Here is a 14,440-nt window from a genome sequence, read left to right as displayed (position 1 = left end):
ATCGCTCTTGCTAAAGAAAACGAGTATATCAACGAAGAAGCACTAGCTGACGAACTCGCTGCTAAATTCTATTTTTCATGGGGTAAAGAAAAGATTGCCCGCACCTACATGACCGATGCTTATTATGCCTATATGCGCTGGGGATCTGTAGCTAAAGTTAAACATCTAGAAGAAAAATACCCGCAATTAATAGGGCGATCGCCTGCGGTCACTGAAACCCCTTTCGACCCTACAATGACAATCGATCCTTTGACCATTACAGGCGCTCAAACAGAGTTCCTAGACTTGGCAACTGTAATGAAAGCATCTGTTGCCATTTCTAGCGAAATTGTTCTACCTAACTTGCTCAACAAGTTAATGAAAATTTTGATAGAAAACGCAGGCGCTGAAACTGGATCGCTTATTCTCTCAAAACAGGGTCAACTTGTTATAGAAGCGGCGGGAACTAAAGATGAAATCCGAGTGCTGCAATCTTTACCAGTATCAACTTTTGGGCAAGTGCCTATCTCGGTACTTAATTACGTCACCCGAACTCAGAAAGATGTCGTTTTAAATGATGCCAGCAACGAGGAAATATTTAACGCCGACCTCTACATTACCCAACACAAACCAAAATCAATTTTGTGTGCGCCTATCCTATATCAAGGTAAGTTAACTGCCATCCTGTACCTAGAAAACAACGTGATTGCTGGAGCTTTCACGCCGAAGCGGGTAGAAGTGTTGCGGATGCTATCGGGCCAAGCTGCGATCGCCTTAGAAAATGCCAACCTCTATCACACATTAGAAGTAAAAGTAGAAGAACGAACCGAGGAATTAAAAGCAAAAAATACGAGCCTAGAAGTGGAAATTAAAGAGCGACAGCGAGCCGAGCAAGCGGCGGAAGCCGCAAACCGCGCCAAGAGCCAATTTCTTGCCAACATGAGCCATGAACTTCGCACACCGCTCAACGGCATTTTAGGTTATACCCAAATCCTCAAACGAGACACAGGTTTAACCAGTCAGCAAAATTCTGGTATTAACATCATTCATCAGTGTGGCGAACACCTTCTAACTCTGATCAATGACGTTCTAGACCTCTCCAAAATCGAAGCCGGAAAAATGGAACTCTATCTCACCGAGTTTCACCTGTCAGACTTTCTCCAAGGCATTACTGAAATCTGCCAGATTCGCGCCCAACAGAAGGGAATCTCTTTGATTTACGAACCGCTAACTCCACTTCCTACTTGCGTCCAAGCTGATGAAAAAAGATTGCGGCAAATTCTCATCAACTTACTCGGTAATGCCATAAAATTCACCGAAAAAGGAGGCGTTTGTTTTAAAGTAGACAGGCTGGAGACTCAGCAATCTTTGTCATCACCAATCGCCAATCCCCAATCCCTAACAGCGAAATTTATTTTCCAAGTAGAAGATACAGGCATTGGCATCGCGCCGGACGAACTCTCAAAAATATTTTTGCCCTTCGAGCAAGCCAGCGATTCCGTTAGCCAAATAGAGGGAACAGGATTAGGGCTGCCAATTAGTCGCCAATTAGTGGAGATGATGGGCGGCGAACTGAAAGTACAAAGCTCTTTAGGTAAAGGCAGTATTTTCTGGTTTGAGTTAGAGTTGCCTATTACCGAAAGCTGGGAAGGGTATCAAAAAGAACCTGAAAAAATTATCAGGGGTTTCTCAGGCGATCGGCAGAAAATTTTAGTCGTTGACGATCGCTGGGAAAATCGCTCGGTGCTAGTTAATCTTTTAGCTCCCATTGGGTTTGAATTAATGGAGGCAACTGACGGTCAAGACTGCGTGAATAAAGCGCTGTTATTTCAACCGGACTGTATTATAATTGACTTAGTAATGCCTGTGATGGACGGCTTTGAAGCGGTGAGGCGGATCAGAAAAATTCCTCTATTGAAGGATGTAATCGCGATCGGAACTTCTGCTAGCATTTTATCCGGCGATCCCCACAGCATTTTCCAGGCTGGTTGCAACGCTTTTCTCCTCAAACCTATTCGGGCAGAAAAGTTATTAGAATGCTTGGGCAACCATTTAGGTTTAGAATGGGTTTATGAGGAGCGAACAACTTTCAGTTCAGAAGGTATCTTCACCGATGCCTCTTCCCAAATCCAAGACCAACCACTGATTGCTCCCCCTTCGGAAGAAGTTGCAGTCCTGTTCGATTTAGCCATGAAAGGTGAACTCCTCAGTATTGAGAAGCGAGCCAGCAAGCTGAAGGCAATAGATATGCGTTATGCACCTTTTGTCAATCAGTTGCTTGAATTAACCAAAAACTTTGAAGAAGACAAATTAGTAGAATTTGTTCAACAGTTTAGATGAGGACTAAAAATGACTAGCGAATCTTTAGACAGAGGAACCATTTTAATTGTGGATGATACGCCCACTAATCTGGGTTCAGTATTGGATTTTTTGAGCGCATCTGGCTTCACTGTTTGGGTAGCTCGCAGCGGGTCTAGCGCTATCAAAAAAGTGCAATATTCTCAGCCCGATTTAATTTTGTTGGATGTTCTGATGCCAGAGATGGACGGGTTTAAAACCTGTCAACATCTAAAAGCAAATGACTTAACTAAAGATATCCCAGTCATTTTTATGACCGCGCTGGACGATACAGAAAGCAAAGTCAAAGGCTTTAATGTGGGGGGAGTTGATTATATCACTAAGCCCCTTCAACAGGAAGAAGTTTTAGCTCGGGCTATCACACACCTGAATCTGCGAAATCTAACTAAAAAGCTTCAGGCGCAAATTGTCGAGCGCGAGCGAGCGCAAGCCGACCTACAAATTTTGACACAAGAACTAGAGACGCGAGTAGAACAGCGCACCGCTGAACTTTCCAAAACGAACGAACGCCTCAAGCAGGAGGCTGCTGAACGCAAGCTTGCACAAGAAGCTTTGCAAGCATCGGAAGCGCGAGAGCGACACAAAGCCCTACAGCTCGAAAATTCCCTGCACGAACTCAAGCAGGTGCAAAGCCAGCTCATTCAAAGCGAAAAAATGTCGGGGCTAGGTCAACTCGTAGCTGGTGTAGCTCATGAAATCAATAATCCAATTAATTTTATTTATGGAAATCTTTCCTATGCTATGGAATATTCAAAAGCTTTGGTCACTATCATTGACCTGTACCAAAAGCACTATCCTAATCCGGCTCCAGATATACAAGCAGAAATCGCAGCAAGCGAGCTAGATTATCTCAAAGACGACTTGCCTAAAATGTTCAAATCGATGTACTTAGGAGCCGATCGCATCCGCGAAATCGTTTTATCTTTGCGCCTCTTCGCACGGCAAGAAGGATATGAAATGAGATCGGTCAACCTTCACGAAGGTATCGACAGCACGCTGATGATTTTACAGAGCCGATTAAAATTTAAGTCAGACCGCCCCTCGATTGAAGTGGTGCGGGACTATTGCCCAAACCTGCCCGAAGTGGAGTGTTATGGGGGAGAAATGAATCAGGTATTTATGAATGTACTTGCAAATGCGATCGATGCTATTGATGAGTGGAACAAGCAGAGATCGCTAGAAGAAATTAAAGCGAATCCTAGCGTGATTCGGATTAGCACAGAAATAACAAGCAGCAATTGCGTAGCTGTCCGAATTGTGGACAATGGGCCGGGGATATCGGAAGATGTTCGTCGCCATGTATTTAACCCGTTTTTTACGACAAAACCCCCCGGTAAGGGCACAGGGATTGGGTTATCGATTAGCTGGCAAATTGTAGTGGAAAAACACCGGGGAAGCTTGGGGTGTATTTCTGCACCAGGCAGAGGAACAGAGTTTACTATTGAGATTCCGATTCGGCAGGAGTCTCCTGTCTTGTCGCTGTCAGCTTGATGTTCTGCAAAAAAGTTAGTGAATTCATAGGGTTAATTTTTAAACTACTCCCCAATCTAGCAAGCTTAACAAAAGTTGTGTGGCCGCTGCTTGTCAAGTTTCCTCACCAACGATCGTCATCCCAGGGCTCACAAACTAAAAAACCCAGGGGTCGCCGGGACTGTGTGCGATCGCTGAAGGGGTAACAAGAGAGCTACGACGTAGAGCGCATAATGGTTCCCACCCTTATACCTCTCTGATAAAAGCGGCGTTTATGGGGGGATTTACTGGTTAATTCGGCAGTCCATTGGTGATATTGTTCCCAGTTTTTAACGCACTTTTCTCCATTTAAATCCACACAAAATGTACTGCATCTTCAGTAAATTCTCCCGGATTATTTGAGACAACAGACATATTTTTTTCCTGATGTCAGTTGATTTCATCTCCTGGCAGTGTTGACTTTAAATAAGCCAGAGACATCACCAAAATCCTTGAGTTCAATCGGTTTTCTCTTAATCCACTGCCTCCTAGATTATAGCCCCCACGTTTACAGTCTCGGAACATTGCTTCAATCCCAATTCTTTTTTTATACGCTTCAATGGCGACGATTAAACTTCCCTGATCAGTCAAGATATACCAAGGCTATTTTGTGTTTTGATTGCGGTAGTTTATTTTCCATTTAGCTGCCACGACAAAATCCTGAAAATGGCCGATTTTACGGATTTTATTCCCTTGATAATATAAGGCAACTCCCGGTTTAATTGGTAACTCATCTAATCGCTGCAAAATTTTATTTTATACTTCTATAAAAATCGCTTTTTTAAAGCTTAAACAACATCTGACATTCCTTGTCTGGAGCGAGGTGGCTAAATCTAGGGAACAAAACTCGCGGTCTCCTAGCACCACTATTTGATAATCTTTGAATATTGCTAAAACTGAAGAGAGTACACTTTCTTGTTCCTCCTAGTTACTATTTCCTATGTGCGGCAGTAATATCCAGGCTAAGGGAATGGCTTTTCTTGACCAAATCACACGGACCATTAGTAAATTGAGATTTTTTCCCTGGCTGCGGTCAATCGCTAGGTATAACTTATGTTTCGACTTTTTGGGTACCGATTTCTCTAGGCAATAACTGATGATAAGCCACAATAACCTACTAATCGTTAAGCTACGTAAATCCAAGAATCTTTGTAAATTTCTGCCTCTTCCTTCACAAGTTATCCAGATTGGAAAGACTCTTGCTATTGTTTCTAGTTTGACTTTTTTTTCGGTTTGAATCAAGTTGAGCCAGAAGCAGCAACATCAGGAAGTGGGCGCAGCCCAATTTTTTTTCTAGATGCTCGTGACTAAATTCCATTAGTATTTTTTTGATTTGTGGGTTTACTTGTCACTATAGTAGACCCATCTTGTTTGGGGAACCCAGCTCTCATCCCTTCTGTGTCAAGGTTTTAGCTTCCTTGTTAACCCCCAGAAATTGTCTGTTAAAAAGCAATCAAACAATAATTGGGGTCGGCGTCCCGCCCGCGGAGAATATGCAATTTAAATGCGCGACAGCTTAAATGAAATTTTAATAAAATTGAAAAAAGTCAAAAGTAAGAAAGCTTTCAGTAAAAACAAGTTTTTTTACTTTTGGCTTTTGACTTTTGACTTTTAGCACATCGAGTATTCCACTCAAACCTCAAAACTCTTAAGGCGCTGCTGCTGCCCTGCGGTTGGCAACAATCAGATTAGCCTGATACTCTGCGGCTTTTTGCTGAGCCTTTTGGTAGTTCGGGCTGGTTGACGGTACGGCTCTCATGAGCTTAACCGCTTGCTGCCACTCGCTTGCTACTGCGATCCACTCATTTTGAGACTGAGCCTTCTGGGCCGAAATTGCTGCCTTCTGAGCTGTGTTAACGGCTTCCCTCCAAGAGTCAGGCTTGGGCGCAGCGGCTTTTGGTGCAGGAGAAGCTGAAGCTGGGCTTGCTGGCGCAGCAGCAGTAGGAGCGGGTTTTGGTGCAGGGGAGGCTGCCTGTGGGGTGCCTGGAGATGCGGCTGGAGAGGATACAGCGGCTTTAGAAGGGGGAGATGAGGGTTGGGGGGAGGGGGAAGCAGCTTCGGGGGCGATGGGTTCTGGGTTAGAGTTGCCGAAGGGGAAAGTTTTAGTAAAGAAAAGCCCTGCGATCGCCGCCAGAGGTACTAAGATACCCACAGGTATTACCCATTTGGGAAATTGTTTTTTCGGAGGCGGGGCTTGATCTTCGTCTTCGTCTTCGTCTTCCTCGTCGTCATCTCGATCGAATTCTCCTTCTTGATAATAGTCTCCGCCTTCGGGTTCGACATCATCTAAACCTACAGAGTCGTCAGGCATTCCACTATCCAAGGGGTAAGGCATGGAACCTGCAGGCATCAGATCAATTTCATCTTCCCACGCAGGCGATCCGTCACCTGTTCGACGCCCGTAAACCTTTACAGTGTGAATTGATTCGAGTCCCAGCTTCGTCATGCCGGTGCGGATGAAATCGACCAATACCATTTGATCCGGTACTTTGTCTGCCTCCAGAATTATGTGGAGGCAGCCGTTGTCGCGCGTCACATCGGCGTTGATGCCTTTGGGTTTGAGTGTACGGTTGATGCTAGATGCGATCGCTTTTGGATCGCCTTGCTTGAGCAGTTCCCGCGGGTTCTGTTGTGTCATGGGTAGCGCTCTTTTTTTGGGGGGGGTGGAGAGCCGGCAAATAATATTAACCGATCGGGGTTCGGCGGACAATATTTATTTACCACATTAACTTCTACTTTGCCATTCTGAGAGTATTTCTAGTATCTATTGACCTTTTGACCCGTGATCCGGCATCAAGCACATAGCCTCTATCGAAATTTGTTGTAAAAATTTACAGTAAGGGGCCGATCCTGTGCGCTGTCGCGCATCAGCGAAACAAGCTAGAAAGTTCTATAACTTTGGTTTGCAGGGTTGAGATTTCTTCCCGGCCCCGCTTTAAAGAAGCTTCTAACTCTAGCAGCAAAGGCAAACTTTTTTGCAGTTTTTCTAAGCTGGCGTTCTTGACTTCTTGACGAAAATAGTATACTCGTTTCGGATTGCCGAGATCTAGCGCTTGAGCAATTTTATCATCGCGATCGCCCGCTTGGATCATTGCCTTTACCCACAGCCAAATCCGAAACTTACCAGTCAAGCCCGCCACAATCCTCAAACCAGGCTCGCTGCGGCCAGTTAAGCCTGCCAATAAATCTAAAGCGACGGACGTATTGCCCTCGCGAATCGCATCGGCTAGCTGGAAGGTATTCTGGGCGTGACAGTGCACCAGTGCGGCAACTTCCTCCGGATTCAGAGGTTGGCTGCGGTTGCCCGCAAACAGCAGCAATTTTTCGAGTTCGCTGTATAGCTGGCGGGTATCGCTACCAATGGATTGGGCCAAAAGTTCGATCGCTGTGGCGGTCAATTTTACGTTCATTTCGCTCGCGACTTGGCGCACCCGCTGGGCTAATTCTTTGTCATTCCAAGGCGGAATCGGTGAAAATTCCCGCACTTGGGCGGACTGGACAAGTAACTTGGTGGACTTGAGCCGGCTGTCGGGTTTTTTGAGGGATGTCAGCAGCAACACGGTGGTGTCGGGAATCACCGGCAGCGTCCGTTCAAATTGCGCTAACAGTTCTGGAGAGCACTGCTGCGTTACAGTCGTATTTGCCAGCCAGACAAAACGGCTGCCGGTACCGAAGGGGGGCGTTAAGGCTCGATCGAGGCCTTCGACCACAGCGTCGGCTCGATCGGCAATAATTTTGTCATAGTTAAAACTAGCCCAGTTGGGGTCGAGGACTGTTTGGCGCAAACTTGTCACAGCCTGCGCCATCGCAAAGTCGTCTTCCCCCCAAAACAGGTAAATTTGCATAAAAAACGCTCACTAGCCCAAAAAATCAGAGTTGCACGCGAGCCTTGTCCAACATATCCTGAATAGGGCTGTTGGAAGCCCGCACCATAATATAAAATTTGGTGTGGGAGTTTGTCACCGCGAGGAAATCAAGATTGGATGATACTTATCAAGCTTACGTAAATCGGGTGGCGCGAATGACGCTGCTGGACTCCTACAAGTCCCAGGTGGAACACATTCAGGAATCTCCAAAATTTAAGCCCGACGAAGCAGGCCGGAGAGATCCTGTACCTTTTCCAGGTTATTCAGTGATTACGCCGCCTGCGGGGGAAGATGCAGAAAATGCTGCATTTTATAGTAATTTGCAGTCGAGCCAACAACGGCTATTGCAGGAAATAGGGGAGGGTGCGCTCGTGGCACTGCCTCCTGATAGCTTCCATTTAACCGTAGCCGATTTAATTTGGAACAGCGCTTTTCGAGATGCCTCTGATAAAAATCCAGAATTTGAGGAGCAACTGCGCTCGCGCATGGCCGATCGTTTTGCAGCCTGCAAACCCTTGGCGGGCGGCGCTCCCATTCGCTGGATAGTGCTGGGGTTGATGGTGATGACTAGGGCTGTGGGTGTTTGTTTGGCACCGACGGACGAAAACTCTTACAAGCAAATTCTGGAGTTTCGCCGATCGATCTATCAAAATCCCGATTTAATGGCTTTGGGAATTGAACAGCAGTATCATTTTACGGCACACATTACTCTGGCTTATTTTGGGGACACCGGGCCGAACCTTGACCGCGATCGCTTGTGCGCTTTGCTGTCCGAGTTAAACGAGCAATGGCTGGACACGCCGCAAGAACTGTCCGTAAACCGAGTGGAACTACGGAAGTTTGAGGACATGGCCACCTACCTCCGGCAACCGGAATGGCCTGTTTTTGAGTTTTAACGAAGGAAGAAGGAAGAGGGAAGAAGGAAGAAGGAAGAGGAAAGAGGAAAGAGGGAAGAGGGAAGAGGGAAGAAGGAAGATTTTTTCCCATCTCCCACTCTCCCCATCTCCCACTCTCCCACTCTCTCGCCCCCTCTCCCCCTCTCGCTTGTGACAATAGTCAGGATATTGGCTATTAAATGCTTTAATTATTTTTGTTTGACAGTAAAGTCAAGGAAAAAATTTATGAAAAACCAGGAAAAATCAGTAATTCTGGTTTTTTACTTTTTGCTTAAAAAGTGACAGTACACGTTGTTGGTATCGGTTTAGATGGAGCTGCTGGGCTGAGCGAATCGGCGCGGCAGGTTGTAGAAATGGCCGCTCTGCTAATAGGGAGCGATCGCCATTTGAGCTATTTTCCCCAGCACGATGGAGAGCGCTGGGCGTTGGAAGATTTGACCGAAGCAATTCTGGAAATTCGGCGGTGGTGGGCGACTGAACCCGAATTAGAACCCTCAGCAGGGACGGTGGAACCCCGCGATCGACCGATCGTAATTTTAGTGGCCGGCGACCCGCTGTTCTACGGCTGGGGAAAGTTGTTAATTGCCCAATTGCCGCCAGAAAAATTAACTTTTCATCCCCATGTCACTTCGGTGCAGTTGGCTTTTAATCGCTTGAAAATCCCTTGGCAAGATGCTCATTGTGTAGGCTCTCAAGGACGCTATTTTGAGGAGCTGACGGCGAAGCTGAAGCTCGGTGTGGAGAAGATTGCGGTGCTGGCGGACGAAGCTCACACTCCGGCTGTACTGGCAAGTTTGGTGAAAGCTCTAGATTTGCCGACACGCTACGAGTTTTGGGTTTGCGAAAACTTGGGGGCGGCCCAGGAACGGGTAAGCCGCAAGTCTCTGGAAGCTTTGCTGAGAGAGTCTTTTGCACCGCTGAGCGTGGTTGTGATGCTGCGGGAGTCCCCGCCGAGGGCAGAACCTTTGGATCTGGAAAAGTTGCCTTTGTTGGGAATACCGGATGCAGCTTTTATCGGTTGTGGCGACAAGCCGCGTTTGACGGTTGAACGGGAAGTGCGGGTGTTGGTGCTGGGACAATTGGCTTTGCAACCGGGACAAGTTGTCTGGGATGTGGGTGCTGGTAACGGTTCTGTGTCCATCGAGATTGCTCGTTTATTCCCGCAGTCTGAGGTGTACGCGATCGAAAAAACGGTTTCTGGTACTTCTGCGATCGAGTTCAACTACGGCCGTTTTGGGCTGCAAAATGTGTTTTCGATTAACGGAACCGCCCCGGAAATTTTGCACCGCTTGCGTCCTCCGCACCGGATTTTTATTGGCGGTAGTGGCGGAGGGTTGACTAAAATTTTGGGCGTTTGCGCCCTGCGGCTGCTTCCTGGAGGCTCGATCGTGCTTGCGTTGGATGCTTTTGAGGATATTGCTACTGTTTTGAGCTGGATGGGCGATCGGGTGCGCCGGGAACCGCACTGGAGTTACCGAATCGTGCAAGTGCAGTTATCGCGTTCAGTAAATGCGGGCAATTTGACTCGTTTTGACTCGCTGAATCCGGTTTCGATTGTGACGATCGATCGACACTTGAATTAATGTCGGAATTTTTATCGCTGATTTAAGCTGATTAGCGCTGATTAACGCTGATTTGAGTCAAAAAGAGTAAGGTTGCGGTTGCTAGTAGCAATAAAATGCCGGCTGCACCTGCTAGCGGTTTTGCTGCTATTCCTGTAATCCATTCTGGTGCCCGGCCTGTCGGATTAATTGCGCCCTCTGTATCTACGGTAGTTATACCCCAAATCCAAGCTGCGTGAATGCCGATCGCCAATCCTAAACTGCCATTGTCTGCGATGCGGGCTAATGTTAAAACCATCCCCATCAGCCACAATCCGGGCAGTTGCGGTAGAGTTTCTTTGGCTGCCCAAATTAGATGGGCGATCGCAAAAATGAAACTGGCGATCGCTGCTGCGATTAGCGCTGAGTAATCTTGCTGGAGGATTGTTTGCAAGCAGCCGCGAAAGATTAACTCTTCTGTGGCGCTAATCCACAGTCCTAATAACAGAGTCAGCAGACTAGCAGGGTTAAAAATTAAATCCCAAAAATTAATTTTTTTTTCGCCTGTTTCGGTGGAAGTCTCGCTTTTTTTTAGATCGAGCCAGCCTGCTGTTAATTGCAGACCGAATAAAATTACTAAGCTGATTATTCCTAATCCTAACCCCCGCATTAATGACATCAAAACTGCCGGTTGCCAATCCCAACCCCAGTTGGCAAAAGATGTGTTTTCGATCGAACTTGTCGCCCATAAAATGAAGGGGACAATCGCATAGAGGGAAGCTAGTAAAGGTAGTTTTTTGTTTCCCAGTGGTTGGGGCGGATGCCATTTGAGGGCGATCGCCAGCACAATCGCTGCGGGAAGCCACACAACAATCCAAGTTGAAAAAAACAAGATTATTTTGACAATTGCTGGTATGGACGGCGACAGCAGTCGCAGGTTAGTAATACTATTCCACATTTAATGGGTTGCGATCGGTACGCCTCTAATCAGTTAAAAACTTGACATTACTGGACAAATGGCAACAAATGTAACCATCTAAATGGTGAATGGGCGTGGCAGGGTTTCCAACGAATACTCTGCAAGCATACCTTTTCGACAGTCACATCAAAAGCACTCGATTTCCTGACGGTAACTTTCGACACTTGGAGTTGGAGGGATGTAAGTGCCCCCACAGAGCCAGCATCGAGGCAGTGAGTGCTGAGAACCTAAATACAGAATATAATCGAGCATAATATATAAGTGAGGGTGTGATGACACTAGATTTTTACAGATTTTTTAAAGCATCCAATCCCAGCCGGACTCTTGATATCAGCCAACCTGAAGATAGACAGTATTACATAGATTTTTCAGCAGTGCGAGGGAGCAATCTGATCAAAGAACTGGGTCGTGCTATAATCTTCTCCCAAGATGAGCCAACTTGTCAGTTATTCACCGGACATATCGGTTGCGGGAAATCCACTGAATTATCGCGACTAAAAGCAGAGTTAGAACAAAAAAGTTTCCACGTAGTTTATTTTGAGTCTTCTCAAGACTTCGATATGGCAGATGTGGATATCAGCGATATCTTACTGGCGATCGCCCGTCAAGTCAGCCAGAGTTTGGAGGCAGCTAAAATCCAACTCCAACCAACCCGTTTCCAGAATTTACTCCAAGGAGCTGCCAACCTTTTAAACTCAGAAATCACCGGAATCAAAGCTAAAGTTCCTGTCGTGGGCGATATCGGGATAAATGCAGAACCAGGAAAGTTTTCCCTAGCAGTAGGAATAGGAGAAATCACCACCAAAGCAAAGGATAGTAAAGATATTCGCTCTCTGTTAAGACAACACTTGGAGCCGCGAGTCAATAATATCTTAGAAGCCATTAATCAGGAACTAATTGAACCAGCCCAAAAGCAGCTAAAGCAGCAAGGCAAAGCCGGAATGGTCGTGATTGTTGACAATCTAGACCGGATTGATAGCAAGCCAAGGTCATCAGGAAGAACTCAACCTGAGTACCTTTTTGTAGACCGAGGAGAACAACTGAACAAACTCAAGTGCCACGTTGTCTACACCGTCCCCTTAGTTCTAGCTTTCTCCAATGACAAAGAAAATTTGACTAATCGCTTTGGCTCAGATCCTCAACTGTTGCCGATGGTGCGAGTGCATGAACGAGACGGCAGTCAATGCTCTGAAGGCATTGCTTTGCTCCGAAAAATGATTCTAGCAAGAGCTTTCCCTAATGTAGATTCAGAGCAACGCATCAACTTAATCTCAGAAGTGTTTGAGGCGCCAGAAACGTTAGATTACCTCTGTCAAGTCAGCGGCGGTCATGTGCGGAACTTGTTAGTGCTGCTTACTAGCTGTATGAAAAAAGACGACCCGCCTTTTTCGCGCGATTTGGTAGAGCGAGTCATTAGCCAGCGGCGCAGCGAACTGAGTAAAGCAATCACGCCCCACGAATGGGAACTGCTACGGCTGGTAGCGCAACAAAAAACTGTCAGAGGTGAGGAAGAATATCAAACTTTACTGCGGAGTTTGTTTGTCTTTGAGTATCGCGATGCAGATGAAAGTTGGTTTGATATCAACCCTATTTTAGCAGAGGCAAAGGAGTTGCAATTATGAATGATTCGTCACCCGAGTTAATACAGATTAATCAAGAGTCTTTGAAAACCCTGATCCGAGGAATTACTTGCTTTCAAGAAGAGTTTTCCTTAATTTTAGCCGTTTGCAACTACAGAACATTGCGGGAACAAGTTGTGCAGCAGTTGCGGGAACAATGTCCGGTTCAGATGCGGGAATTGGTGCTAGAAAAGTCCGTTCAAACTCTCTACACCAGGATTACAGAAGAACTCGGTACAGAACAACCTAATGCACTAATGATAGTTGGTCTGGAGTCAGCGCGCGAACTCGACCCGGTTTTGACGGCGACCAATCAGATTCGAGAGGAGTTTCGCAACTTTAACTTTCCTGTAGTGCTGTGGGTGACAGATGCGATCCTGTGCAAGCTGATTCGGTTGATTCCAGATTTCCACAGTTGGGCAACGACGGTGGAGTTTCTAATGACCGTGGACGAGTTGATTCAATTCATTCGGCAAACTGTTGATGAGGTGTTTGCTAAGGTTTTAAATTCTCGCGAGAACGTATTTTTAGATAATGCTGCACTAGATCTTGAAAATGGTTCTCCGCGTTGTGCTGAGCTCAAGTCAGCTCGTGAAGAATTGCAAGGTCGAGAGGTAATGTTAGATCCAGAGCTGGAGGCTGGTTTGGAATTTATCCTGGGTCGAGTCGCTGATAATTCCCATGTTGCATCTCGCGAGCATTACGAACAGAGTTTGGCTTTGTGGCAGCAAACAGGCGATCGAGAACGTTGCGGAATTTTACTATTTTATATTGGATTGTGGTGGCGTAATTATGCAGCACGACATCGCGTGGAGTATCAGCAAGCTGCCGATCGCGCCAGAGAGTATTTTCAGCAGTCAATAGAGGCTTTTGAACAAGCCAACCGCCCCGACTTAGCGGCTAAATTTATTAATTTCTTGGCAGAGGTGCTGCATCGTCTGAAGCATTGGCGTGAACTAGAACTCGTGGCGCAAAAAGCCTTAGTTCTCCATCAAACCCATTACGACCAATTCAGACAAGCTCGAATTCATGGCTTTCTCGCTGAAGTGGCATTGTCGAAATCATTGTGGATTGAGGCAAAACAAGCGGCCCGGCAGGCTCTGATTCTACTAAGTGATGCTACAGAGACTATATCCAATCCATCACCGGAACAAAGTGTTTTCTTGGATTTAGAACGTTCTTTTCATCAAGGTTGGTATTTATTTTCGTTGGCGAAAGCACAACAGCAACTCGGTCAGGTATCAGAGGCGATCGCCACTTTAGAAACTGCCAGAAATCAAACCAAATCTCAATACGATCCAGAGCTTTACATCCAGATTTTGACACATTTGCGAGAATACTATTTCCAACAAGGACAATACCTCAATGCCTTTGATATTAAGCAAGAGCGACAAGCGATCGAAAGTCAGTTTGGTTTTCGAGCTTTCATCGGTGCAGGGAGGTTGCAGCCAAGACAACAGATTGCCAACCCAGCGTTACCCTCTGCTGAATCGCAAGACGAAGTTGCCCAGGAAATCGCCTCTTCAGGACGGTTGCACAGTGTCGAACGGTTGCTGGAACGGATCGAGCGAGATGACTGCAAACTGACGATCATCCACGGGGAATCAGGGGTTGGCAAAAGTTCAATTGAACAGGCTGGACTAATCCCTGCTTTAAAACAAAAGCCGATAAATGCCCGCAGTGTTCTGCCAGT

The 14,440-nt window shown here is 46.4% G+C and carries 9 protein-coding genes; 6 read left to right on the top strand and 3 right to left on the bottom strand.

The window, feature by feature from the left end:
• A partial coding sequence (locus QUA45_RS18530; protein WP_333221789.1) for an ATP-binding protein occupies positions 1–2,319 on the top strand: 2,319 nt, incomplete at its 5' end.
• Between the two features lie 9 nt (positions 2,320–2,328).
• A complete protein-coding gene (locus tag QUA45_RS18525; RefSeq protein ID WP_333221788.1) occupies positions 2,329–3,828 on the top strand; it encodes a response regulator in 1,500 nt (499 codons plus the stop codon).
• Positions 3,829–5,494: 1,666 nt separating this feature from the next.
• On the opposite strand, the gene QUA45_RS18520 is transcribed toward QUA45_RS18525, so the two are convergent.
• Positions 5,495–6,484, bottom strand: a complete 990-nt coding sequence (locus QUA45_RS18520) for a hypothetical protein (protein ID WP_333097100.1) — start codon at positions 6,482–6,484, stop codon at positions 5,495–5,497.
• A 229-nt stretch (positions 6,485–6,713) separates the two neighbouring features.
• Positions 6,714–7,691 (bottom strand): DNA polymerase III subunit delta, encoded by a 978-nt coding sequence (holA, locus tag QUA45_RS18515; RefSeq protein ID WP_333221787.1) that lies wholly within the window; start codon positions 7,689–7,691, stop codon positions 6,714–6,716.
• A gap of 176 nt (positions 7,692–7,867) precedes the next feature.
• On the opposite strand from holA, the gene QUA45_RS18510 reads away from it, so the two are divergent.
• Both QUA45_RS18510 and cbiE read left to right on the top strand, forming a co-directional pair.
• Positions 7,868–8,608: a DUF1868 domain-containing protein gene (locus QUA45_RS18510; RefSeq protein WP_333221797.1), complete on the top strand. Its 741-nt coding sequence runs from the start codon at positions 7,868–7,870 to the stop codon at positions 8,606–8,608.
• Positions 8,609–8,886: 278 nt separating this feature from the next.
• Positions 8,887–10,191, top strand: a complete 1,305-nt coding sequence (gene cbiE / locus QUA45_RS18505) for a precorrin-6y C5,15-methyltransferase (decarboxylating) subunit CbiE (RefSeq protein WP_333221786.1) — start codon at positions 8,887–8,889, stop codon at positions 10,189–10,191.
• A 31-nt stretch (positions 10,192–10,222) separates the two neighbouring features.
• On the opposite strand, the gene QUA45_RS18500 is transcribed toward cbiE, so the two are convergent.
• The gene (locus QUA45_RS18500; protein ID WP_333221785.1) at positions 10,223–11,107 is read right to left on the bottom strand and encodes a CPBP family glutamic-type intramembrane protease; all 885 of its coding nucleotides are present in this window, start codon (positions 11,105–11,107) and stop codon (positions 10,223–10,225) included.
• A 293-nt stretch (positions 11,108–11,400) separates the two neighbouring features.
• Between QUA45_RS18500 and QUA45_RS18495 the strand changes: the two genes are divergently transcribed.
• Positions 11,401–12,750: a P-loop NTPase fold protein gene (locus QUA45_RS18495; RefSeq protein ID WP_333221784.1), complete on the top strand. Its 1,350-nt coding sequence runs from the start codon at positions 11,401–11,403 to the stop codon at positions 12,748–12,750.
• Positions 12,747–14,440 (top strand): nSTAND1 domain-containing NTPase (locus tag QUA45_RS18490; RefSeq protein ID WP_445305331.1); only part of this gene is annotated, 1,694 nt, incomplete at its 3' end. The genes QUA45_RS18495 and QUA45_RS18490, both read left to right, overlap by 4 nt.

Source organism: Microcoleus sp. Pol12A5 (genome assembly GCF_036701435.1).
GTDB lineage: Bacteria > Cyanobacteriota > Cyanobacteriia > Cyanobacteriales > Microcoleaceae > Microcoleus.
Note: the sequence above shows the minus strand (reverse complement) of the source record. Positions and strands in the feature narration are given on the sequence as shown.

Excerpts from the sequence above, each read along its gene's own strand:
- QUA45_RS18525 (WP_333221788.1), top strand. The coding sequence starts at position 2,329 with ATGACTAGCGAATCTTTAGACAGAGGAACCATTTTAATTGTGGATGAT.
- holA (WP_333221787.1), bottom strand. The coding sequence starts at position 7,691 with ATGCAAATTTACCTGTTTTGGGGGGAAGACGACTTTGCGATGGCGCAG.
- QUA45_RS18510 (WP_333221797.1), top strand. The coding sequence starts at position 7,868 with ATGACGCTGCTGGACTCCTACAAGTCCCAGGTGGAACACATTCAGGAA.
- QUA45_RS18495 (WP_333221784.1), top strand. The coding sequence starts at position 11,401 with ATGACACTAGATTTTTACAGATTTTTTAAAGCATCCAATCCCAGCCGG.
- QUA45_RS18500 (WP_333221785.1), bottom strand. The coding sequence starts at position 11,107 with ATGTGGAATAGTATTACTAACCTGCGACTGCTGTCGCCGTCCATACCA.
- QUA45_RS18520 (WP_333097100.1), bottom strand. The coding sequence starts at position 6,484 with ATGACACAACAGAACCCGCGGGAACTGCTCAAGCAAGGCGATCCAAAA.